Origin of the sequence: Belliella kenyensis, assembly GCF_022549675.1 — a bacterium.
In the GTDB taxonomy this organism is placed as follows: Bacteria; Bacteroidota; Bacteroidia; order Cytophagales; family Cyclobacteriaceae; genus Belliella; species Belliella kenyensis.
Map to the genome: position 1 here is coordinate 208,492 of NZ_JAKZGR010000007.1, position 23,929 is coordinate 232,420.

Annotated in this window: 19 protein-coding genes; 2 read left to right on the forward strand and 17 right to left on the reverse strand. The window is 34.4% G+C overall.

From position 1 onward, the window contains the following. The first annotated feature begins 476 nt into the window (after window positions 1-476). Complete coding sequence (locus MM214_RS09470; RefSeq protein ID WP_241294677.1) at window positions 477-1,418, forward strand: ketopantoate reductase family protein; 942 nt, start codon at window positions 477-479, stop codon at window positions 1,416-1,418. 226 nt (window positions 1,419-1,644) lie between these two features. On the opposite strand, the gene MM214_RS09475 is transcribed toward MM214_RS09470, so the two are convergent. From MM214_RS09475 to MM214_RS09555, 17 genes are all read right to left on the reverse strand, one after another. Then, complete coding sequence (locus MM214_RS09475; RefSeq protein WP_241294679.1) at window positions 1,645-3,399, reverse strand: DUF6044 family protein; 1,755 nt, start codon at window positions 3,397-3,399, stop codon at window positions 1,645-1,647. Between the two features lie 989 nt (window positions 3,400-4,388). Then, on the reverse strand, window positions 4,389-5,519 hold the full coding sequence (locus MM214_RS09480; RefSeq protein WP_241294681.1) for a glycosyltransferase family 4 protein: 1,131 nt from the start codon (window positions 5,517-5,519) through the stop codon (window positions 4,389-4,391). Between the two features lie 12 nt (window positions 5,520-5,531). Further along, on the reverse strand, window positions 5,532-6,647 hold the full coding sequence (locus MM214_RS09485) for a glycosyltransferase (protein WP_241294683.1): 1,116 nt from the start codon (window positions 6,645-6,647) through the stop codon (window positions 5,532-5,534). A 1-nt stretch (window position 6,648) separates the two neighbouring features. Next, window positions 6,649-8,331 carry a hypothetical protein gene (locus MM214_RS09490; RefSeq protein ID WP_241294685.1) on the reverse strand — a complete coding sequence of 561 codons (1,683 nt, stop codon included), beginning with the start codon at window positions 8,329-8,331 and terminating at the stop codon, window positions 6,649-6,651. A 4-nt stretch (window positions 8,332-8,335) separates the two neighbouring features. After that, entirely contained in the window at window positions 8,336-9,205 is an 870-nt protein-coding gene (locus tag MM214_RS09495) for a glycosyltransferase family 2 protein (RefSeq protein WP_241294687.1), read from the reverse strand. A gap of 5 nt (window positions 9,206-9,210) precedes the next feature. Then, complete coding sequence (locus tag MM214_RS09500) at window positions 9,211-10,107, reverse strand: glycosyltransferase (RefSeq protein WP_241294688.1); 897 nt, start codon at window positions 10,105-10,107, stop codon at window positions 9,211-9,213. 1 nt (window position 10,108) lies between these two features. Then, window positions 10,109-10,954, reverse strand: a complete 846-nt coding sequence (locus MM214_RS09505; RefSeq protein ID WP_262916610.1) for a glycosyltransferase family 2 protein — start codon at window positions 10,952-10,954, stop codon at window positions 10,109-10,111. Then, window positions 10,941-11,876 carry a glycosyltransferase family 2 protein gene (locus MM214_RS09510; protein ID WP_241294692.1) on the reverse strand — a complete coding sequence of 312 codons (936 nt, stop codon included), beginning with the start codon at window positions 11,874-11,876 and terminating at the stop codon, window positions 10,941-10,943. The genes MM214_RS09505 and MM214_RS09510 overlap by 14 nt, the downstream gene beginning before the upstream one ends. A 207-nt stretch (window positions 11,877-12,083) precedes the next feature. Then, window positions 12,084-13,088, reverse strand: coding sequence for a glycosyltransferase family 2 protein (locus tag MM214_RS09515; RefSeq protein ID WP_241294694.1), 1,005 nt, complete (start codon window positions 13,086-13,088; stop codon window positions 12,084-12,086). Then, a complete protein-coding gene (locus MM214_RS09520; RefSeq protein ID WP_241294696.1) occupies window positions 13,081-13,941 on the reverse strand; it encodes an FkbM family methyltransferase in 861 nt (286 codons plus the stop codon). Before MM214_RS09520 ends, MM214_RS09515 begins: the two co-directional genes overlap by 8 nt. Next, on the reverse strand, window positions 13,926-15,167 hold the full coding sequence (locus tag MM214_RS09525) for an ABC transporter ATP-binding protein (RefSeq protein ID WP_241294761.1): 1,242 nt from the start codon (window positions 15,165-15,167) through the stop codon (window positions 13,926-13,928). The genes MM214_RS09520 and MM214_RS09525 overlap by 16 nt, the downstream gene beginning before the upstream one ends. 133 nt (window positions 15,168-15,300) lie before the next feature. Further along, window positions 15,301-15,903, reverse strand: a complete 603-nt coding sequence (locus tag MM214_RS09530) for a DUF6624 domain-containing protein (RefSeq protein ID WP_241294698.1) — start codon at window positions 15,901-15,903, stop codon at window positions 15,301-15,303. A 905-nt stretch (window positions 15,904-16,808) separates the two neighbouring features. Further along, window positions 16,809-18,023: an ATP-binding protein gene (locus MM214_RS09535; RefSeq protein WP_241294700.1), complete on the reverse strand. Its 1,215-nt coding sequence runs from the start codon at window positions 18,021-18,023 to the stop codon at window positions 16,809-16,811. A 459-nt stretch (window positions 18,024-18,482) separates the two neighbouring features. Continuing rightward, window positions 18,483-18,989, reverse strand: a complete 507-nt coding sequence (locus MM214_RS09540) for a winged helix-turn-helix domain-containing protein (protein WP_376856819.1) — start codon at window positions 18,987-18,989, stop codon at window positions 18,483-18,485. 551 nt (window positions 18,990-19,540) lie between these two features. Beyond that, window positions 19,541-20,653, reverse strand: coding sequence for an ATP-binding protein (locus MM214_RS09545; RefSeq protein ID WP_241294704.1), 1,113 nt, complete (start codon window positions 20,651-20,653; stop codon window positions 19,541-19,543). Window positions 20,654-21,314: 661 nt separating this feature from the next. After that, window positions 21,315-22,142 (reverse strand): tetratricopeptide repeat protein, encoded by an 828-nt coding sequence (locus MM214_RS09550; protein WP_241294706.1) that lies wholly within the window; start codon window positions 22,140-22,142, stop codon window positions 21,315-21,317. A gap of 59 nt (window positions 22,143-22,201) precedes the next feature. After that, window positions 22,202-22,708, reverse strand: a complete 507-nt coding sequence (locus MM214_RS09555; RefSeq protein WP_241294708.1) for a hypothetical protein — start codon at window positions 22,706-22,708, stop codon at window positions 22,202-22,204. A 185-nt stretch (window positions 22,709-22,893) separates the two neighbouring features. Here MM214_RS09555 and MM214_RS09560 point away from each other — a divergent pair, with 185 nt between their 5' ends. After that, window positions 22,894-23,928, forward strand: a complete 1,035-nt coding sequence (locus MM214_RS09560; RefSeq protein ID WP_241294710.1) for an alpha/beta fold hydrolase — start codon at window positions 22,894-22,896, stop codon at window positions 23,926-23,928. Window position 23,929: the final 1 nt, after the last annotated feature.

Below are 23,929 nucleotides of genomic sequence, written 5' to 3' on the forward strand. Positions count from 1 at the left end.
GGGATGAAGGGTGAAGGGTTGAAGGGATGAAGGGATGAAGGGTGTAATGAAGGATGAAGGGATGAAGGATGAAGGATGAAGGGATGAAGGATGAAGGGTTGAAGGGTGTAATGAAGGATGAAGGGATGAAGGATGAAGGATGAGGGATGAAGGGTTGAAGGGTTGAAGGGTTGAAGGGATGAAGGGTGTAATGAAGGATGAAGGGATGAAGGATGAAGGATGAAGGATGAGGGGTGAAATGAAGGATGAAGGATGAAGGGTGAGGGATGAAGGGATGAAGGGTTGAAGGGATGAAGAGTTGAAGGGTGAAGGTGATGCGTTCAAATGTTGGAAATAAGATACACGAAGACAAGAAACAAGAGTTAAGGCGAGTGGCTAGGGGATCATATCATAAGTCTTTTTGCTTAATTTTGGGTGATAAATCGAAAAATAGGAGGCAGGAAGTCTGATATATGCCACTTTAGAACGACATAACAATGATGACAAAAACGAAAATAATTATAGCTGGAATTGGCGGAGTGGGCGGCTACTTTGGGGGACTTTTAGCGAATCATTTTTATGATAATGAAAATGTTGAAATCAACTTTTTTGCTCGTGGACAACACCTTAAAGAAATTCAAGCTAATGGTTTGAAAGTAATAAAAGGGGAAAGTGAATTTATTGCCAAACCAACATTAGCGACAGACAATCCTGCTGAAATTGGCATTGCAAACTTTATTATCATAACCACGAAAAGCTACGACCTTGAAGCAGTTATTAAGCAATTAAGACCTTGCATAAATCAAGACACCATAATTTTACCATTGCTTAATGGAGTTGATAGCAAAGAACGAATTAAGGACATTTTTCCCGACAACATTGTTTTGGACGGTTGTGCTTATATAGTTTCCCGTTTGAAACAGGTTGGCGTAATTGAAAATAGCGGTAACATTCAAACGCTTTATTTCGGGCTTGACAACTTTGTTAGTGACAAATTACTATTGCTTGAAAATTTGTTAAAAGAAGCTAACATAGAAATATCTCTATCAAAAAATATTTCAACAATTATTTGGGAGAAATTTATATTTATTTCACCGACAGCAACGGCTACCTCCTATTTTGATAAGTGCATAGGCGAACTTATTGCCGACAATGAAAAACTTAAAATGACTACTACGTTAATAGAAGAAGTAAAACAAATAGCAAAAGTAAAACAGATTTATGTTTCAGACGAAATCACAGAGAAAACTGTAAACAAATTAAAAGCACTACCCTTTGAAACAACATCATCAATGCATACTGACTTTAAAAACAACAAACCTCACAACGAATTAAAATCATTGACTGAATATGTCATTAAGGAAGGACGAAAATACAATTTAGCAACACCAATGTATATGGAAATGTATGAGGAACTTAAAAAGAAAAGCGGCATATAACAGCCGTTTTGCAAAAGCGGGGGTTTCGTGCTTCTATGACAGTGAAGTGCTAAATTCAAGCTTTGTGCTTCTAATGAATTTTAGTGCTGAAAATCCCCGCCTCCGCAAAGCGGCAAAACGATATGTACCATATTCTTCAAAATTGGTGCTTGGTACATGGTGCTTGGTACATGGTACTTGGTACATGGTACATGGTACATTGCACATTGCATATTCAAAGCCGGGCTCAAATCTGCTCTTTAAATAAAACTACCTCATACACATGCACGTCCCAAGCGGAATTGGTGTGGGTGAAAACTTTTTTTAAATTAAGTTGTGGATGGATCACAGGAACTGCTGAAAGGATATATTTACAACCTAAAGACTGCAATTTTTCAAAATTATATTTAGGATCCTTGATTTCTAATGATTCTCTCCATTTGAACCGCATGAAATCATCTCCCAAGGTATGGTTGAAAAGATAGGCCTTATTGCCCCAGCCTTGAAAATGCCAATAAAGCCAATTCTCTTTGTCTGGTAAACCCAACTCTTGCTCTAGCACTTCATATAGGAAATGTTTGTAAGCCAAAGGGTAATTACTGGTGTATCCATCTATAGCCTGGAGACCGTTGTATGAAGCTATAGCAGGATGCATCCCAATACTCCCAACGCGATATTTCACTTCTCCTGCTCGGTCTTCTACCAAAAAGGCCTTGATCTCTGCAAATTGCTCTTCCGCAAAAAACTGTCTATAAGTAGGATATTTCTCCCCTATGACTAGCATTGGTTTAATCAGCTGATTTTTGACATTATCGTCTAGGATAAAAAAATTATAGCTTAACACGCTTATCCCTAACACATAGGCAACTTGCTTGCTGTACTTTTTCCCCAAATGTGAAAGCTGATCCAGCATCAAAACAAACAAAAACAGCATGCATGGATAAATCAGAAAATAAAACCGCTCAAAACTAAATTGATTGATCTTCAGCACCAAGGAAATCCGCTCTACCAAAGGAAGGTAAGTGAAAAGCGCAGCAAGCAGCGCCACCACATGAATCCCCAAAAATAGACCAATCATCAACCGATGCCTTTTCCAAGCTTGCCTCCCCTCCTGCCTTAGCAAGTACATCATGTACCCCATCAAACTAACATAAACCAAAGGTGAAATATACATCGCATGTACCTGCCCCATGAAGAGTATTTGAATGAGTTTTGACCAAAATGCATCATGATACCTGCCAAAACTATAAATATCAAACTCCACCCTGTGAGGAACAAACCAGTCACGCTGAAAGTAATAAATATCAAACAGCCTATAGTTGGACCCCAAATATGCTATAAAAAGTAAGGTCAAAGCCAACCAATAGGAAGTCCTAAAATGCTTTCGAATCATTAGGTCATAACTTCCTACCAAGCCAATAACTGCTAAGACAAATATTCCATTGAGATGTACACTTGAATAAAAACAGTAGAAAATCAGGAGGAAAATATGGCTTAACCTTAGAATTTCGCCCTGAGCCAACTTATAAAACATCACAAACAAGACTGGAACAAAGGCCAAACCTATCCCTGCCTCTGGCCAAAATGGTGAACAGGCCCAAAACAAAGCATACAAATACACTGGGCCACGAATGATGTCCTTCGTCAAACTGATCAAAAAGTAATAGGCTGCAAGGTAAGCGATAAGGTGGATCAGAAGCTTATTGAACAGGACAGCATGGAAAGTGTCTAGGCTATAGAATATCCATGTCATCAAAGAAAACTCTGAAGCATAAGATCCTCTAGGCAATATCCCTAACATGCCAGCTATGCCCGTATCATTGGGATGAAACATTGATCCGCTGTCTATGAGTAGCTTGTACCAATGAACGACAAGCTCTAAGTAGTCATTGGCATACCATACACTATCCTGACCAAGCCACAAGTATGGCGAGTAAAAAAGCAGCACCATCAAGATGCCTAACAGTAGTGGATTGATTTTTAGATTTTTGGGAAGATTCAAGGTCAGGGCGGTGTAATGTACTTTAAATATGTATTAGATTAAAGAAAGAGATGTGACGGGAAAAGGTCTTATATTAGTCAAAAAGAAAAAAATTTTGTAATAAATTTTAACTCATATCCATCAAATAAAAAATCCAATTCTTTTATGGGATTAAAAAGTTTTGCGAATCAATTTTAATAGTGTTTGAATTACTTAGTTTGACAACTTTATTTAGTCTAACTTCTAAATGTATTACTTCATCGCCTTTGCTTTTCCAACCAAGCCTCTCACCTTTAGATTTCTGCGATTTACTTGACACCTTCTCTAGTTTCATTTCAATTATATTTTATGAGTCAACATTATAATATTATTAACTAATAAATAGTTCCCAATTATAATCATAACAAACTAAATACCAGCTATCAAAAGCTATTTCATAAAAAAATCATGGAGTTTGGTGGAAGATTCAAGGTAAGGGTGGAGTTATTTTAGTATTACAATGCATTAAAAGATGGGTACCAATGCTGCATAAGCTACTTTTATTCTGCCCTTTCAAGGCGCGGTGCACTGTAGTAGCTTGATACCCCAAGGCGAGGCCTTGCATTTGGGGTATATTTCCCTTTCAGGGAATATGGTTTATTGTAATACTAACCTAGCTTTTAAACTTATCAGAAAGGTTAATTTCCTTCACAAGACTTACTGGATATTCTGGAGCATGTTGACCCCTCTAATCCGGAATATCCACTTACCGAACCTTGGCTGAAAGCCTCTGATATCTCCAACTCAAGGAATCGCCTTGAGTATCGTAACATCACCACACAAACTGCACCCTGAAAGGGTAGCATAAATCAATGATTTGGGGAGATGGGAGGTTTTTCGGGGAATTAATTTCAATTTATTAAGATCTAGATAAATTGAGAAAATTACAATTACTTCATGTTCAAAAAATTAACTGGTGAGCTAATGTCCAAAACTAATTGGCTTTTAAAAAAACTGGACACTATAACGTGTTAATTGTTAGTTTTGAAAACATCTTCAAAAAATTTCAAATATGACTTAGCAGTTAATTCCATTCTAAAATTGTTTCGGATAAAATCATTTGCTTTTCTTCCTATAATTTCAATTAATTCAGGATCGGAAAATAAAATGTCAGCTAAATTCACAAATTCATCAACTTTGTCTTTGTCCACTAAATATCCCGTCTGCCCATCAATTATACACTCGGAAACACCACCTACATTAGAAGCTAAAGTTGGTACATTAAAAAATGCTGCTTCTAACACTACTCCTGGTAGACCCTCTGTATCACTGCAAAGAATGTGGATATCTGATGCGGCTAAATAAAGCCCAACATTTTCTTGATAACCGTGAAATGATATCCAATCATGAATATCTATGGTACTTTTATATTTTAGAAGATCAGGACCATCACCTATTATCAATGCCACCAAGCTAGGCCTCTTACTTTTAAGCCTCATTGAAATCTCTAAAAAACGATCCAGCCTTTTTTGACTTGAAATATTCCCAATAAATAATAATACTTCATCGTTGTCATTTAGACCTAAAAGTCTCCTTGAATTCAATTTACTGAGACTTTCTGAAAACTTATTAAAATCAAATGCTCTATGAATGGCATTAGTTGGCTTTTTGAAATTGTAATGTGCAATCATAGCATTTAAGCTATGCCTACTTACACCAATTGCTCCATCGAAATTTGAAATAATAAAATGTTTGTATAGAAAGTTTGAAAAGAAACTTGAATTCCAATATGACGCATCGTCGATTACTCTATAAATCCATTTTAGATTTTTATCAGTGAGGTATCTTAAAATTGCCCCATACTTCAAAGTTCTCGAACCATTTAACAAAATCACCTCAGGATTATAATTCCTTATGTATTTTCTGATCTTGAATAAAAGTCTAAAATTAAATCCAGGAATCTTTTCAGTTAAATCTTTGGGGTTTTCATGAAAACAGAATGTATCTACTTTGGATGTTAACCTAGAACCATAGCCAATTTCACTATAAAGATAAATTATATTGCAATCATGCCCAGTGTTCGAGAGAGCACTTGCAAGATCTGACACAAAAATCTGCGCTCCTCTTCTAACAGGGTATGTATCAATTATTAGAATTCTCAATTTTAATATTAGTTAACTATATGATTTAAAAAAGATATTAAGCACCATTTCATATTCCTTAGCGATTTTGCTGATATCGAAGCGCTGAATGGCTTCTTCTCTCGCTGTTTGTCCCAATCTCTTCATCTTATCAGGATTGGAGATTGCTTCCATCATCTTGGTAGCCAAAACTTCAACATCCTTTACTGGATAAATCAATGCGCTCTGATCAACTTTCACAGCTTCCAAATTCATGGGGATATCGGAAGCAATAATGGGAATTCCTGACATCATGGCTTCTACCAATGCTCCTGAAAATCCTTCGTACCAAGATGGAAAAACAAAACACTCTGCATCGTACAGTTTCTCAGTGACATTGGAGATTACTCCGGGGAGTGAAACTTTGTCTTTCAATCCAAGCTGCTCTATCATTTTTTCAAGCTCAGGGCGGTAGTTTCCTTCCCCATAGATCACCAAACTGCTATTTGGATATTTCGCATTTACTTTCGCAAAAGCCCCAATCAATTCCTTGAAGCCTTTCACTTCCAATAAGCGTCCATAGGAGATAAACCGATAACTTTCATCTTCACTTGCATCCCAAACTCGGTTCGGAACAGCTCTCCCTCTATAGACCACTGTAGATTTTGACAAGGTAACTCCCAATGTCCTCACATGGGACTCGGCTATATAACATGAATTGGAGATATACAGCTTCGGAATTCCTGCCGTCATGCGATCCAATGCCCAAAAAAATTTGAATTTCCATAACTGAGCCCCTCTTTTGGCTGCTAGTCGGTGCTCGCTGTAACTATCATTGACAAATGTCCCAATCAAAGGGATGCCTGTAAATCTTGACAACAATCTGCAAAGGAGGTTACTTCTCATCAAGGAAGAAACCAACAAATCAGGCTGTTCTTTTTCAACCAATTGCTTTAATCGAAAATACCCCCTCCAAAAATCATAATTCCCTTCTAAATCCAAAAATTCAAAAGGAATCCCAGCTGCAAGATATTCTTCTCGAAGGTCATGTCTTGGGTACAAATAAACCACCTGGTAATCAATCTCTTTGGAAAAAAATGGCAAAATCTGTAAAAGACTTTTTTCAGCTCCTGCATTCCCCATAGTATCTAAAGCAAAAAGCACTTTCACCCTACTGATTTTGAGTAAGTTTATTGATTTTATTCACCATTTCAATTATCAGTACTAACCTAAATGCAATTCTTATGTCAGAAACATTTTCAGACTTAAATTGATTTAAAAATTTTTTTATGCTTTTTGGGAGTATTTCCTTAAGATTAAAATGTGACTTTTTTTTGCTTCTAACTTTTATTAACCTGTTTCTCAATTTATTAATTTCAAATTCATCAAACCCTAGCTTAGGAAAATATCCTAAATCTAAATTATACTCAATTCTTCCAACAATAAATTCCTTAAAATACTTCTCAAATACATAATCATTGTTTTCGGTATAATGAGATTTAGCATAAGGGACTCCTTTAATCTTTATATCATTTATTGATTTCAATAAACTTTTGTTCAATAAATATTTAGGGTCTAACTTCTTGGAAAATTGAACTAATGAATTATTTAATAAAGGATTATTAATCTCTACAAAAGTTAACTTCAAATCATTTAATGAACTGTTTACATAAGGCAGTCTGAAATCTAATCCCAATCTTGCTGAATACTCATCTAGATTTTCGCTTAGCTTTTTATTTAAAAACAAAGGTAAGTTTTGTGACTTAGCAATTTCATTAAAAAAATCTACTCTGATATCACTGTACATCAGACAACCTAGGCTTTTTTTAGATTGTTTTTCTGAATAAGTTTTATACCTACCGAAATTATGATCTCCCCTAATTACAGATGTTATGTTTTTTTCAGCTAGTTCTCTCCAAAGTCTAAAATTATCTAAATAACTGAAAATATGATCAATTCTCCCTTCTCCAAACTTTAAGAAATTATCAAAAATCATTCCTGGATCTTGAATTTGATCATCAATTATATAATCAAAATGTGTTATACCAAAGGATTCTTTTAATGTTTTTGAAACAGCATAATCAGAATTTATTGAATTTTTACCCTCTTTAGTTGTCCATGTTAAGCACGGAAGATTCTTTTTTAAGGCTAAAGAGTGAAACAAAAATCTACTCTCAATTCCCCCTGAAAGTAGATGCAAAGTTCTTTCTTTAGAGATTTTTAAAGATTCAATATTTTTCTCAATACTTCCATTTAGAATATTTTTAGAGCCTTTAAAAAAATAACTATCAATAAAATCAAAATCGGAAGCGTCTTGAATTCTAACTATATAATCTTTAAAATTAAACCTCAAAATAGATGCTCGTGGTAAAATCTTAATTTCATTGTCCCATGAATTCTCAGGTCCCAGAGATCCTGAACTTAGCATCCAGCCAAACATATGACTATTAAGCTTAAATGATTCCTTAAAAATTATTATAGGGATTTGAATAGATGAAAAAATAAAATAATCATATGTAAAATAATACCAAATATTTCTACTACCTGTAAAGTCTGAATTTAATTCAATCTCTTCCTTAAATAACTTGTATATAAAATAATTCCCATCAGGATATATATTCTTTTTATACCAATCTTCTGAATTCGTAAAACCCAACAATCCTTTGTTAACATCAATGTTAAGGTCTTCATTGTAACCTACTAAAAAATGAAATATTTCTCCATTATTTATAGTTTTTAGCTTAGTTTCCTTTCCAAATTCACTTTCTAACCAAGAATAAGTTTTTTGAATTCTTTTATTATATCTAATTGCAATATCAAAGGATTTGAATACTATTGAAAATATTTTGGCCATCTTACTAAAATAAAAATTTAATTAAATAAGGATAATACTTGAAATCAAAACAATTAATCTTTATACCTGAAAATATGTATTTGAAGGCATTAACCTTTGATCCAGATTTGAAGTGGTAATTTGCCGCTTTTCTATAAAATCTCCCAGAATGTTTTTTATTTTCCTTAAAAAACCCCGAGTGTTTTTCTATAATTAAGTCATAAGCTTGGGCTTGTTTTTTGAAATTTGTTGAGAGCCTTTCACCATCATGGATTTTTGCAAAATATAAATACTCCTTTATGACGAAAAATCTACAAACTCTAAATAACCTAATCAAAAGCTCAGTATCCTCAGCCGCAGGAAGGCTCTCATCAAACAAACCAACTTCTAATAGAGAAATTCTATTAATAATTAACCCTCTTCCTGTACTTGTTTTGATGGCTTTCAAGTAAAAAAATATATCATTTGGATCAGGCTCCCACAAATGATATTCCAATAAAACTTTTCTATTAGATAAAGAAATTTCTCTTACAACTCCACACCAAAATATTTGGGCGTAAGGCTCACTCTTTATACTATTTTTGAACTTTGTTAAATATTCCGAGTCAAGAATATTGTCACTATCTAGAAATACAATAAACTTCCCTTTAGCTAAGTTTATTCCAATATTCCTTGATCCAGCAGCACCAATGTTATTTTGGTTTATAATATACTTAATCCTATTATCATAGTTTTTTTGATTTAAAAAGTCACCAGTACCATCATTGGAGCAATCATCAATAATTATCAATTCCCAATCGTTAAAATCTTGGGAAAGAACAGAATCTATTGCGTCCTTCAGAAACTCGATTCTATTGAAGGTTGGGACTATGATAGAAAAAAAAGGGGCGACCATAATGTTTATTTTTGAAGTAACTGTCCTTTAACACCTCTGATAAAATCTAAAATTCCATAAAAAGTGAATTTTGTGGTTTTCATTCCATAATTCAATCCGAATTTGAAGGAGAAAATTGCTCTAATTATCATTTTTAAGATTTGATAATTTAATGCACTATAAAAACGATTACGTTGTAAAATAAACAACAAATTTCGCGTTGAGTAATATTGTCTCCAAAGGTTTTCTATTTTTCGTTTTCTAATAATCCCAGCTTTAAAATTATCCTTTTTATATTTTTTTCTTAATTCAAAATTCAGTGTTCCATTTATATAGCTTTTAAACCCTAATTCTTTAGCTTTTAAATCGAAATCCAACTCTTCAAACCCAAAAAAAAGATTTTCACACGGCATTGCTCCTGATTGAATTACCATTTTGTTTACTATTTTCGATTGATTACCAGCAATACTGTCAACTTCAAGAATTTTTTTCCCTTTTAATTCACTATCCGTAAATCTTCTAAATTCTCCTTTCATGTTATTAAATAGCGTACCTACTAGCCCAACTTGAGCTGTTTTTGAAACATCATCAATTTCATCAATTAAGCTAAATAATTTTTCAAAAGTGTCTGTAAATGGGGGTGGATCATCATCGTCACCCCAATAAACCCAATCTGCTCCATCAGCTACACACAATTCCAACCCTTTTACAGCAGCACCAGCTGGTCCTGCATTGTACCCAATTCGATGATACTTAATCTTTTCTGTCAGGAAGGAATTCATCTCCTTTTCCGTAAGATCATCTGATGAATTGTCAATGATCCATAAAGATTGCGGAGGATAACTTTGAGCAAAAACCTTTTGAATTGTTTCTAGCAATTCCTTAGGTCTGTTATAAGTGATGATAAACCCGTTGAATTTCAATTTATTTAGATTTGTATATTTTTTTTGAAAACAAAGGTAAATAAGTAATAAGAAATCTAACTATAGTTTTAAAGCTGAACGGGTTGATACTTAGGGCTAATAGAAAACTTATTCTAGCATTCTTAAAATCACTGATTCTCAGGTAATTTACTCCAATAATTCTATGATATAAAGTTTTTGTTCTTTTAGAAAGCGAACTTGAATGTTTGTTCAAAATATGTCCTAAACTTTCTATCTGATTAAGATAATATTGTGAGCCAATTCGACTGCTTTTATGATAATTTAAAACATGTTGATATAAATATCCGACATAAATTTCAATTTGATCTAAACGATGGAAAAATTCTGTATTCTCCGAATACTTTAAATGAGTATCAAATCCATTGTTATATTCAAAAAGAGTTTTTTTTATCGCATAAGTACCAGATAATTTCGCAAAATAAGCTGTAGGATTTGGCAGACTCTCATCACTAAATTCACCATCTATATACACATTGTACCCACCAAAAATAAGAGAGTGCGCGTTTCTCAAAATTTCATTACTAAAAAAAAACAAACTATCCACTTCCATTTCGTCATCGGAATCCAAGAAAATCAACCATTCGCCTTTTGCTTTTAAAGCTCCAAAATTTCTGGCAGCAGATACTCCTTTATTTATCTGATATTTGTAAACTATTCTTTTGTCATCGAAAAACACTGAAACCAACTCCCTAGTTTCATCCTCACTCCCATCGTCTACAACAATCAACTCCCAATCCTCAAAGGTCTGATTCAAGACACTTCTTATTGCATTAGCCAACACGTGTGCACGATTGTAAGTAGGTATGATTACACTAATCAATGGCATAAGCTTTTCTTATCTTTTCCAATAAGTTTTTTTTATCAAAAAAATTCACACAATAAAAGCTATAATAATAAACCCTTCTAAATAGATTATATATAAATCCCTTACTTTGCAACCTAATTACTTTTGAATATAAATCGTCAATTTCAAAAGAATGGAGATTATCCAAACCTATGTTATCAATTTGTACAGCAATCATTTTCAATTGGCTTCGAGAACTTCTATGTGTAATTCTATTTCCAGAATGTTTTCTTACTACTGAAACAGGTTCTTCCCATTCAGCTGCGTAAAAACTACCTCTCCGCATTAACCTGTTCCAAAGCTCAGAATCTTGATGAAGTCTTAGTCTAGTATCAAAACATTTATTGCTAATCAGAAAACCTTTCTTTATAGTTACACTATTTGTATTAAAAAGAACTAACTTCGACTTAAGTTTCAATTCATAAAATTTTATTGGCTCAATTTCTTTCCCCCATTTCATCCTAGGATCTTCAGTGACACCATATAAAAGCTTTCTGTTTTGGATGAAATCTTCTTCGTAGATAGAACATGAATAAATCACATCTGCATTGGGGAATTTATCATATACCATTCTATCTTTCGTAAATCTATTTGGCAAATACCAATCATCTGCATCTAAAAAAGCTATGTAATCACATGTTGATTTTTCAATCCCTAAATTCCTAGACGCCCCTGCTCCTCTATTCTCACCATTTGGATGTCTAAACAATCGAACTTTTTCATATTGATTGTTTAGATCAATGCATTCAATCAAACTACTATCTGTAGAACCATCTTCAACAAGAATAACTTCTCCTACTTCAGTTATGTCTACAGCTGATTCTACAGCTTTCCTAACAAATTTAGAGGTATTAAAAACAGGAATTATTACAGAAATCTTAAAAAAATCCGATTTAATCTTCATGAAACTATATATATTTTATTTCTCTTTTTAACCTTTTAAACTCTCTTACTATTTTTAAAATATGGATATACTGAACTTTGCCAATAACATTGCAATATTCCGATTTATCTAACTTCCGATATAAATTGATATTGTATACTTATGGATATTGACCATTAACAACCTGTTGTGCCAATGAATTGAAGTTACTGGCAAAAAAGCGTATAATCAGATTTTTAAAAAAACTCTTCTAAGTAATTTGAACCCTATATAAATATTTTTATTAAATAAAAAATGAGTCAAATAATGAGCTACTAAGGTCAAGCCCATAAATGAGCTTTTCAAGTACAACAAACTTAATCTCTCATAAAGAATTTTCAAGAAAACATCTCTATCTATAATTAAAGTACCATTATTCAATATTATAGAATTCAATTTCTCTACAAAACTTGGGATTACTTGTAACATATCAATATTTTCGATTTCTTCTTTGTAGGACAATGCTCTATACAGTTTTATTTCAGATACATTCATTCTAATTCCAAATGAATAATTTAGAAAATCAACTCTAGCTTTCGTACTACTCTCTTTTTGTTTTTCAGCAAATCTCTTGGAGACCTGGTCATCATGTAACCTATAACCAACTAGCCTCTCTGATAATACGGAAATTTCACCACCAATTTTTAAAATAGCTAGCCAAAGAGCATTGTCTTCAGAATGAATATATTTAACATTATATCTTAATTGATATTCATCCAAGAATCTTTTTCTAATACATACACTTGGATGAACCAATGGACAATTGAAAATTGAAATTGCTAATACATCAGAATTTTTTAACGCCTTACCTCCTTTTGAATTCTCTCTTCCTAATATAAACCTATTGGTTCCGCATACTACCACTTTAGGATTTATTTCCATAAACTGAACTTGTCTTTTAATTCTTTCTCTATGGGAAACATCATCCGAATCCATTCTAAAAATATATTCACCATTTGCTAATGTAATTCCCCGATTTAAAGTAGGAACCAGACCTTCGTTTGAAAGATTATTAATAATTTTTATCCTTGAGTCCGAAAACTCTTTTAAAATTTCAGGTGTGGAATCAGTTGACCCATCATTTATTATCAAAAATTCAAAATCAGTAAAAGATTGATTTAAAATTGACTCTATTGCTTGACTAACATACTTTTCGCAATTAAAAACAGGCAATAAAATTGTAACTTTAGGCATGGATTATAATATTTTTCCTTATTCCAAATATCAATTCTCCAAATAAAAATACTTCAAATCCTTCTTCTTGCAATACAATTTTAAATTCATTTTCAAATTGCTCTGAATGAGGTTCTAAAGCAATTGAATTCACTTTTTTCAAAATCCTACAAGTAGTATCACGATCTTTAAAAACCTCCAACTCTGCACCCTCAATATCAATTTTCATGAAGTCAATTAAATCTATCTTTTCCATTTCCAACAAATATTCTATTGTAACACCCATAATTTCTCCACCAATTGATTCTTTCGTCTCAAATCCCCAACCAGTTGATTTTTCATTCTGAACATCAATAGGTCCTAAAGTTGTGTTTCTAGACCAAACCCCTTTATTTTCTAATTTTATATTTTTTAAATCATTAATCTTTTTGTTTTTTCTTAATATTTCAAAATTTGCTTGATTCGGCTCAATCACTAAAATTTTAATATCTTTATAAAATCGACTGAAATAAATACTTGTAAAACCTAGGTTACCTCCTGCGTCAATCATAGTTTTAGGTTGAAAATTATGTTTTCCAAAAACCTCTATTACTCTAGAGTACTCTTCGAAGATAAAAATTTGCCTAAACACCATTAAGTCTGGGTAAATTCTTCTTATAAAAATTAAAGTTAATTTTGAATTCACAAAAATTTTAATCTTTGTCAATTCCTTCTTTTTACTAATATGGTAGTAATATTTAAATGAATTTTCGACAAATCGTATAAATTCCTTGCCCAGCTTATCCTTTCTTTTCAAATAAAAATTAGCAATTGAAATCAATTCTTGTGGATGAAAATTCAACAAAATAGTTTTAATAATTAAAAGTCTACCCATTTTCCTTTTGAAAATACATTTCCATAATTATAATTCCCATGTTTAAGGAACTTAGACCCTTTGTCTATAATATTTAATTTACAAACGTTTTGGAGCTCCTCAATTTTTTCAATTCCTTGTTCATGTAAAAAAACATGAAGAAAATATGTTCCTCTTACCAAAAATTCAGCGTCTAACTCATAATATAAAAACTCAGATAACTGACTAGATTCAAATGAACAAATCCTTGATCCTTGTTCATTCAGAATTGTACAAAAAAGTGTATACTTTGAATCCTGAAATTTATTATTTGAACCAATCACAAAATTAATTATCACCCTTTCATTATGGAAATACTCAGAAACCCGTTTTCTTGAATTATCAATATAACAAATCTCTTTAATCCAATATTTTTTTAGAGATTGATTAGGACCTTTATAATTGTTGTCAACATCCTTTTGAAATTCTAAGTAACTTGAAATTACAGTATTAAGATTACCTTTATAAATTACTTTTCCATCACTTATCATCAAGCCAGAGTCACATAATTCTTGTACTGCCCCCATGTTATGACTCACAAACAACACCGTCCTCCCCTGATTCTTACTCACATCCTCCATCTTCCCCAAGCACTTTTGTTGGAACTCATAATCTCCCACTGCAAGCACTTCATCGATAATCAAAATCTCCGGGTCCAAATGAGCTGCTACAGAAAAACCAAGCCGAACTTTCATTCCAGATGAATAGAATTTTACTGGAGTGTCGATAAATTTTTCCACACCTGAAAAGTCGATGATTTCATCCAGTTTTGAGTCTATCTCTCTCTTTGTCATCCCTAGGATAGTGCCATTCATATAGATATTTTCCCGACCAGAAAGCTCAGGATGAAAACCAGTTCCCACTTCCAAAAGGGATGCTACCCTACCCCGCATTTCTATTCTTCCTGAAGTCGGCTCTGTAATCTGAGAAAGGATTTTTAGTAATGTGGATTTTCCAGCTCCATTCTTTCCAATTATACCTAATACCTCACCTTGCTGCACTTCGAAACTTACATCTTTCAAAGCCCAAAATATAGACTCATCCTCATTTCCTTCAAACTTACTCAAACTTTTCAACCGCTTAAAATTCTCAAAAGGCGATTTAATCACATTAGCCAGCTGACCAGCCAAGGTTTTAGCTTGTTTTTCTTTTAAGCCAAGCCGGTAGCGTTTGGAAACTCCTTCTACTTTAATTATCGACATCGATATTTAATCTTATGAATTTTTCTCATTTATTCCTGATATGATCTGCCAATTATATTTGAATATTTATACCCTCCAAATCTCCCATGCAGTAAAACCCCTCAAAACCTCCCAACCCCGCTAACAACACCAACCCCTCTCAATCCAACCATCCCACTTTCTTTCTCCATGCATTCATTTCTAGGTTTCTTTGCTGAAGATTTGTAGGAGCTTGGTGGTTTTCGGATTGGGTTCGGAGTCTGATGGACTGGGTCTGTTCCTCTAAGGTGGGGAGACAGAGGGAGGCCCTTCTTTCATTGACCAAGGCTATATCATCATAGGCATTGGGACTCAGCTTTCCTTCATCGTCCCAGTCAAACTGTGTCCCATACAGCTGCTGCTGTCCTGACAGTACTGCAATCCTATCACTGAGGTAGGCCAAGTCCAGCGCTGAAGCTTCTCCTTGATCTACAGCTTCTGCGAGCAGTTGCTGACACTTTCGCATAAAACTTGGGTTGCTGATCGCATGCTGAATAATCAACCAAGCCGCTGCACTTCCCTCCTCACCTACTTTGCTGATCGTAGGGTAACCTATCTCATCGATCACTTGCTCAAGCATGGCTGCATGCTTCAAGTGCAATACCTCCATGTCCTCAGCATACCCTTCTTGTAGCTTTCCACTACGCATCAGCCTATCCCGAAGTGCCAAATCAGCATCACGAAGGCTGATCAGTTTATCTGCTATGGCTGGGTAGTGAGGCATATTGGAGAAGCGAGAATTTTTGTACAATGTACGATGTACCAAGTACTAAGTAGGGTTGGTTGTTGAATTTGGGTGTTTGTCTTTGTGAGAGACGAGATGTGAGATGTGAGATGCGAGAAGCGAGATGCGAGAAGCGAGAGACAAGAGACAAGAGACAAGAAACAAGAATCAAGAATCAAGACCAGTGAGATCTCGACTCCTTGTACAAAGTACGATGTACCAAGTACAAAGTGGGGTTAGTTGTTGAATTTGGGTGCTTGTCTTTGTGAAATGTGAGATTTGAGAATCAAGACTATCGGATATCGACTCTTGATACATAGTACTTCGTACTTGGTACTTTAATTCTCCAAAACCCTCTGCGTTCCTTTGCCCCTCTGCGCACTCTGCGAGAGAATCTTAGCTCCCGAAAATCATGATTCCCTTTACTTCCGCCAGCTCATCATTTAAATTTCATTTGATAGGAGAAAATCGCTGAGGTGTATATGCTTTACTCCTTCGATGGTATCAGTAAAGAAGTCATCCATTGATACCACATACTTAGGATAATGATCATTGATTGCAAGCATAGCCAAAAAACATATTACTTGTCGAAAAAAGAAGAAGCGAGATGCGAGAGACAAGAACCAAGAATCAAGAATCAAGACCAGTGAGATCTCGACTCCTTGTACAAAGTACGATGTACCAAGTACAAAGTGGGGTTAGTTGTTGAATTTGGGTGCTTGTCTTTGTGAAATGTGAGATTTGAGAATCAAGACTAGCGGATATCGACTCTTGATACATAGTACTTCGTACTTGGTACTTTAATTCTCCAAAACCCTCTGCGTTCCTTTGCCCCTTTGCGCACTCTGCGAGAGAATCTTAGCTCCCGAAAATCATGATTCCCTTTACTTCCTCCAGCTCATCGTTTAAATTTCATTTGATAGGAGAAAATCGCTGAGGTGTATATGCTTTACTCCTTCGATGGTATCAGTAAAGAAGTCATCCATTGATACCACATACTTAGGATAATGATCATTGATTGCAAGCAGGGCAGAAAATTCCCTGTCTATCGTATTTTGACTTTCCAATCTATAAGCCACTTGTATATATATTTTGTGATTTTTTTTCTCTGCAACGAAATCAATTTCTCTATGGTCAAATTTCCCGACAAAAACCTTAAATCCTCTTCTTTTAAGTTCAAGGAAAACAATATTCTCCAATACTCCTGAGATCATTCTATCTCTATACCCCATGGTGGCATAGAGCAGTGATATGTCTGCTAAAAAGAATTTTTCTTGGGTTTTTAAGATTTCTTTGCCCTTTATATCATATCTAGAGACACGATAAAGAATAAAAGCACCTTCTAAAGCAGATAAGTAATTATAGACTGTGTTGATGTCAATTTTACGTTGTTGGCTTTTAAAATAATCCGCTACGTTTTTACCTGAAAATGTACTCCCCAAGTTATCAAAAGCATATTGTATTACCCGATTCAATAGTTCAATATCTCTGATTTTATGGCGTTGAACTGTGTCTCTTAATATGACAGAGTCATAAATATCGCTTACAACTTGGTATGCTGTTTCTTCTTCATAATCCAGTGTATGGATAACAGGAAAACCACCTTTTCTCAGGTATTCCACAAAAAGCACATGCTTATTTTGGGAATTGTCTGAATAGGACTTTTTGAAATCTAAAAACTCACCAAATGAGAGTGTGTAGATTGGTATTTCAACATACCTACCCGCCAACAATGTAGAGAGTTCTGAAGAAAGTAAATGGGAATTTGATCCAGTGATATAGATATCAACATCAAAATCAACCAAGAATGAGTTTACAGCCTTCTCCCAGAGCTCTACTTCTTGGATTTCATCGAAGAGTAAATAATATTTTTTTGTTGATTTGATTTTACTTTTTACTTCTTCGTATAAGCTATTTGCCGAAGTCAAATGAGAATTAGCGAAACTTTCAAAGTTCAAATATATAATCTCAGATGCTTTCACATCTGTTTTAATGATCTCGTTGGTCAATAACTTCAGTACCGTTGATTTCCCCGACCTTCTTATACCTGTAATGATTTTGATCTGGGGTTTACCAATGAATGCTTTTAATTTTTCGATATAGCTGTTTCTATTGATCATAATTATTTAGGGTTATAGCCACAAATATATTTCTTAAAGATTATTTTTTATGGTTATAGCCAAAAAATATATTACTTGTCGAAAAAAGAAAAAGCGAGATGCGAGAAGCGAGAAACAAGAAACAAGAATCAAGAGACAAGAAACAAGAATCAAGAATCAAGACCAGTGAGATCTCGACTCCTTGTACAAAGTACGATGTACCAAGTACAAAGTGGGGTTAGTTGTTGAATTTGGGTGTATGTCTTTGGGAGAGACGAGAATTTTTGTACCATGTACGATGTACCAAGTATCAAGTAAGGTTGGTTGTTGAATTTGGGTGTTTGTCTTTGTGAAATGTGAGATTTGAGAATCAAGACTATCGGATATCGACTCTTGATACATAGTACTTCGTACTTGGTACTTTACTTCTCCATAACCCTCTGCCTTCCTTTGCCCCTCTGCGCACTCTGCGAGAGAATCTTAGCTTCCAAAGATCATGATTCCCTTTACTTCCGCCAGCTCATCTTCCTGGATGTGGACGATGACTTTGCGTTGGAGTTTTTCAAAGGTTTTGTTTTTGAGAAATTCGAGGTATTGAAGGTCTAGGTTTTTGCCAATCAGGAGGATTTCTATCTCCCCAGTATCGTTACCCATGGCATATTCACCGATGATATATGCTTTTTCTACAGCACCCATACGTCGGACGATTTTCTCCATAAGTTCCTCGAGTCCAAAGAACTTCGAAACCATGTTTCTGATTTCGGAGAAAAATGGATGACTTTCATTGGCTTTGTAAACCTTAAGTCTACCTTCATCCGCAGTCTCTAATAGTCCTGCTTCTGTCAGCCGATTGAGTTCGACCCGTACTGAATTGGTCGATTCGTCAAACTCCTTTGCCAATGCACGCAAGTATCCTGTGTTGCTGTGAGAAAAAAACTTCAAAAGGAGCTTAATTCTTGTTTTGGAAGTAACGATGGAGGAGAGCAAAGGGTTATAATGATATATGGTAGATATTTGTAGATATAAGCCTCCGGCGAAATATGGGGAAGTATTAAATGTTAAGTGTTAAGCTTTAAGTGTTAAGTTATGCGCGATTAACATTGAACGGTTAACGATTAACATTGCCTGAGTTGGTGGATGTGTTGAGTGTTAAGTGTTGAGTGATGCGCGATTAACGTTGAACGGTTAACGATTAACATTGTCGGAGTTCGTGAGTTTGTTAAGCGTTAAAGGTTAAGGGTTAAGCGATGCGCGGTGAACGTTGAACGATTAACGATTAACATTGCTGAGGTCGTGGGTTTGTTAAACGTTAAGGGTTAAGGGTTAAGTGGTGCGCGGTGAACGTTGAACGATTAACGATTAACATTGCTGAGGTCGTGGGTTTTTTAAACGTTAAAGGTTAAGGGTTAAGTGGTGCGCGGTGAACGTTGAACGATTAACGATTAACATTGCTGAGGTCGTGAGTTTGTTAAACGTTAAGGGTTAAGGGTTAAGTGGTGCGCGGTGAACGTTGAAAGGTTAACGATTAACAATGAAATTCAATATAGAAAACCGAATAGCCAGAGCGGGATTCTTTTATCAAGTCCGTATTCAATATTGTCAATTGCATATATATCGCAATTTGGATTGCTTTTTTTGTTTTTGCCGCCTACTTCGACCACCCAGCTTTTATCGATTTGAAAGTCGGAGTTTCTTGGAAGGGAGAGTTGATGTTCGGTACTGAGCTGATTTAGAAAAAAAGTTTCTCTGACATTACCTACATCAACATTTGAACCCAAAGCAAAAGCAAGATTTGGATTGTTTAAATATATTTTTTCAGGTTTTTGCAAAAGGGAAACTCCTTCAGCGTTTTGATGAAGTCCATAGATCAACCCACATTCTTCCAAAAAGTGTAAGTAGGTCAATAACGTAGTTCTATTTATTCCAATTTTTTCGCTAAGCTTTGAGATATTTGGGGTAAATGGAACAGAATCAGCAATTATAGCTAGTAGCTGTTTGATCTTTGGAATATATGCTACTTCTACTTTTCTTAACATTGGCAACTCTACTTCCAAAATCAGATTGACAATTGAACGAACCTGCTGATGATACAAATCTCCAAATTCTTTATAAAATGGATAATACCCATGACTCAGGTAATCATTCCAAAACTTCAAAGGTTTTGCTTCAGAGATTATTTCTTCCGAAATACGCAGATGATCTTTGAAGATAGTTTCAAGACTGACTATCGGAAAATCAAAGCCTTGGTCATAATTCAAAAACTCCCTAAAAGAAAGCCCTTTGAGTGCATACATGACAGCTCTTCTGCTTAGATCTGCTGCTGAATTTAAGATTTCCAATAGTGACGATCCAGTGAAAATAATTTGAAGTTCCGGATAAAAATCATTTATATTTTTGATTTCCCTGGACCAATTTGGGTATTTATGAACTTCATCTAACACCAGTACAATTCCACCTGATTTCGAAAATTGATCTGCCAAATCAAGCAATGTATTTTTTGAAAACCAGATGTGGTCTAATGATACATACAAAGAAGCATTTCTATTATTTTGATACTTTTCACTTAAGTATTGAAGCAAAAGTGTCGTTTTTCCCACCCCCCTCGCACCTGTGATTCCAATCAACCTTTGATCCCACTTAATTTTCTTCATAATACTCCTCTGAAAACTCAAATTTGTCGTTTTCAAAAGTTTAAAATAAAGTTCAAAAAGAGATTCCATTGATTTTGTTTATTACACTATACAAAAATAGTTATTTTATGTTTATCAGACTATACAAAAAGAATGATCTTTTCTAATAGTTGATTGGGAGATAGTGCGTTAAGCGATGCACGATTAACGTAAAACGATTAACGATTAACATTATCGAAGTTCGTGGGTTTGTTATAAGTTAAGTGTTGAGTGTTGAGTGTTAAGTGTTGAGCGATGCACGATTAACGTTGAACATTGAACGATTAACACGTTTCCCCTGTCCACAGCTTCGCCCTGTCAGTCACAGGTGAACTTAGCTTGTATGAGTAATTTTTTTACTCAACAGTAGCAAAGTTATTGATAGTTGGGAAAATAGCAAATGAGAAATGTACAAAGTACGAAGTATAAAGTACCAAGTACCATGTAGAGAGAATATTTGAGAGACTGATGAAGGGTGAAATATGCCAAAGCGATATAAAGTTGATATATGCCTAGGGCGAAATATAAATCCTTTATCAATACCCATGTGGGATTTAAAGGAGTGTCGTATCTTGAGTATGGTAACTTATGTCTTGTGCATCAAATCTATTATCCCAAACAAGAATGACAAAACACAGTATTTCTAAAAATGCTCAGCCAGGGCTATCTCTATTTGCTTTAAATAAATTTTATCCATAGGAGCTTGGTATGGATCGTTCATCTTTAATCCTATAGTATAAAGTGATTTAGCCTTTTCCAATTGCTCGATATAATTTTCCTTTTGACCAAGCTCTTTATAAACCATAGCTAGGTAATACCTATTTTCCGCAAGGTCATTGAATGCTTCTTGCTTTTCAAAACATGCTTTTGCCTTTTGTAAATCACCTTGCTCTGCATACAGTACTCCAAGGTGAAGCATATCAAATATACCCATCATGTAATTAGCCTCCTGATGTCTTTCCAATATTGTCTCAATTGCTTTGTTTGGGTCTCCAAGTGCCTTGTAGCTCAAGGCCAAAACGATATCCAAATGATACTGACCATTGGCAGTATATCCCATATCGTTATTCATAACTTTTTTCAGAAGCAAACAATCCTCTATAGCCCCTTTATAATCTCTAAAAAACTGAAACCTGCATCCTGCTCTATAGCCCAAGTAAGTAACTGTATCATATGCTACAGCTTGGTCTATAAGCTTTTTCCAATTGATAAAATCTCCTGATTTGAGGTAAGACACAGACTTTGCACGATAAGGCAAAGCCCATGTAGGATCCATTTCCATTACTCTATCATAAACTTCATGGAATTCTTTGCTAAACTGATAGAATTCATTTGATTTATTTGCTTCGAGACAAGCTTGGTATCTTACCATATTTCCTTGCGCTTTAAACCATTCGCAATTGTATTGTGCATGGGCGGCTTTACCCAAAAAAGATATAAAAACTACAAAAATCAAACTTCTAATATGCATGACTATCAATATTTAATAAAAACCTCAACTAGTAATTAGTTACCAATGGCAAATCTATCTTAGGGTAACACTTCCGTAATAGATCCATTTTCAATTTTGAATACCAAATACTGGTAGTAATCAAGGCCTCTCTCTTCATTTTCATAACCAATCCAGCCTTTTAGGCTTTTTGTCAATTCGAGGATTTGATTAGAAATAGCTTTATCAAAAGGTCTTTCATTGTAATTTTCATCCGATTCAATCATTCTAAAACGTCCAGTTTGCCAATGGCAATTGACTATAAACCGTACCCTAATCCATCCAGATTCATCAATAGATACCGGCTGATAATGCTCTTGAAAGTAATCGCAAATAGCAATTCTTTCACCTTCATACTTGTCAGAGTCTCCAAAATTGAAATATTGCAATACAGCATCTTCCTCTCCACACAATTCAAAATCCGAATCATCTACACTTGAATCTGCTGGAATATCCCCTGTATGTCTTAAATATTCGGGTTTGAGTTCTGTTTTGGCACTACATGAAAACAATCCAAAAACAATGAGCATCAATAGTATACGAATCATATCAAACAATTTTAACCTTTGCAAAGAAAGAAATTTCAAATGCTACTAACAAGTTAAACACTTAGGAAAATCATGAATATCTTTACTAAAATCGCATTTGAGGAAGATACTGAATAGCCATTCAGGTGTTGTTAAGAAACATTAAATGCCTTTGAAAACTAAGATAGTTTAGAGTTCTTTAATACATGAAAAAATCAATTACATCCTTTTTAATAGCATTCTCTTTTATCTTGCAAGCCAAATCTCAAGAAATCTTTCCTTATGAAAGAGCTATTGAAATGAAGTCAACATATTCAGAAATAAAGATTTCGGCTATAAATGATGAAGATAACATAATGCTTTCTGGTAGTTTGATTCTGCCATCTGATGATTTTTCAAAGATTATATTTATCGTACCAGGATCAGGACCTGACACAAGACACAATCACCCTTTTTTGACTGAAACTTTTTTAGAAAAAAACATAGCTGTTTTCAGATACGATGAACGTGGAAATGGAAGTTCAACAGGAATTTACAATGACTACAACTATACCCTCCCTATGCTTGGAAGAGATGTACATACATTGGTTGAAAAACTAAAATCAATTCCTATTCTTGAAGGAAAAATTTTCGGAATGCTGGGACACAGTTATGGAGGCATGGGTATATTAGAAGCTATAGAAATAGGAATTGAGCCGGATTTTCTTGTCTTTTTGGCAAGTCCCATCCAAAAGCATGGAGCCTTTTTTACACATCAGCTAGAAAATGACAATCCTATCCTAAAAGATAAATTCAAGTATAACGCAGTGGAAGAAAAAGTCAGCGTAGTCGAGATAATCAATGATGAAATTGGCAATAACAACCACCTGCCAAATCAAGAAATAAGGAAAATTGCCTACAAAAAAGCAAAAGAAATCGGCTACACTAAAAGACGGTATAATAAATTCTCTTACTTTTCCACACCTTACAATCTTGAGATGATCAAGAGAAACTTTGAACCCATTTTTAAAAATATAACTATCCCAACACTTTATGCAATAGGCGAAAAAGATCCATTTATCAGTGCTAAGGCAGAAACCCAACTATTGAAATCAATCAAAAACCCTAAGATAAAAATTAAGGTTTTTGATAGGCTGGGACACTTTTTCAAAGAAGAACCTTTGGATATTATGGATGCTTACAATATGGAACACGAGCCAAAAGAGTTTATTACCAATTGGGTTAGGGATTTGGAATTTTGAG

Coding starts and splice junctions, on each gene's coding strand:
- MM214_RS09560 (WP_241294710.1), top strand. CDS start 22,894: ATGAAAAAATCAATTACATCCTTTTTAATAGCATTCTCTTTTATCTTG.
- MM214_RS09505 (WP_262916610.1), bottom strand. CDS start 10,954: ATGCCATTGATTAGTGTAATCATACCTACTTACAATCGTGCACACGTG.
- MM214_RS09545 (WP_241294704.1), bottom strand. CDS start 20,653: ATGAAGAAAATTAAGTGGGATCAAAGGTTGATTGGAATCACAGGTGCG.
- MM214_RS09520 (WP_241294696.1), bottom strand. CDS start 13,941: ATGGGTAGACTTTTAATTATTAAAACTATTTTGTTGAATTTTCATCCA.
- MM214_RS09510 (WP_241294692.1), bottom strand. CDS start 11,876: ATGAAGATTAAATCGGATTTTTTTAAGATTTCTGTAATAATTCCTGTT.
- MM214_RS09550 (WP_241294706.1), bottom strand. CDS start 22,142: ATGCATATTAGAAGTTTGATTTTTGTAGTTTTTATATCTTTTTTGGGT.
- MM214_RS09470 (WP_241294677.1), top strand. CDS start 477: ATGATGACAAAAACGAAAATAATTATAGCTGGAATTGGCGGAGTGGGC.
- MM214_RS09530 (WP_241294698.1), bottom strand. CDS start 15,903: ATGCCTCACTACCCAGCCATAGCAGATAAACTGATCAGCCTTCGTGAT.
- MM214_RS09515 (WP_241294694.1), bottom strand. CDS start 13,088: ATGCCTAAAGTTACAATTTTATTGCCTGTTTTTAATTGCGAAAAGTAT.
- MM214_RS09535 (WP_241294700.1), bottom strand. CDS start 18,023: ATGATCAATAGAAACAGCTATATCGAAAAATTAAAAGCATTCATTGGT.
- MM214_RS09495 (WP_241294687.1), bottom strand. CDS start 9,205: ATGGTCGCCCCTTTTTTTTCTATCATAGTCCCAACCTTCAATAGAATC.
- MM214_RS09490 (WP_241294685.1), bottom strand. CDS start 8,331: ATGGCCAAAATATTTTCAATAGTATTCAAATCCTTTGATATTGCAATT.
- MM214_RS09555 (WP_241294708.1), bottom strand. CDS start 22,708: ATGATTCGTATACTATTGATGCTCATTGTTTTTGGATTGTTTTCATGT.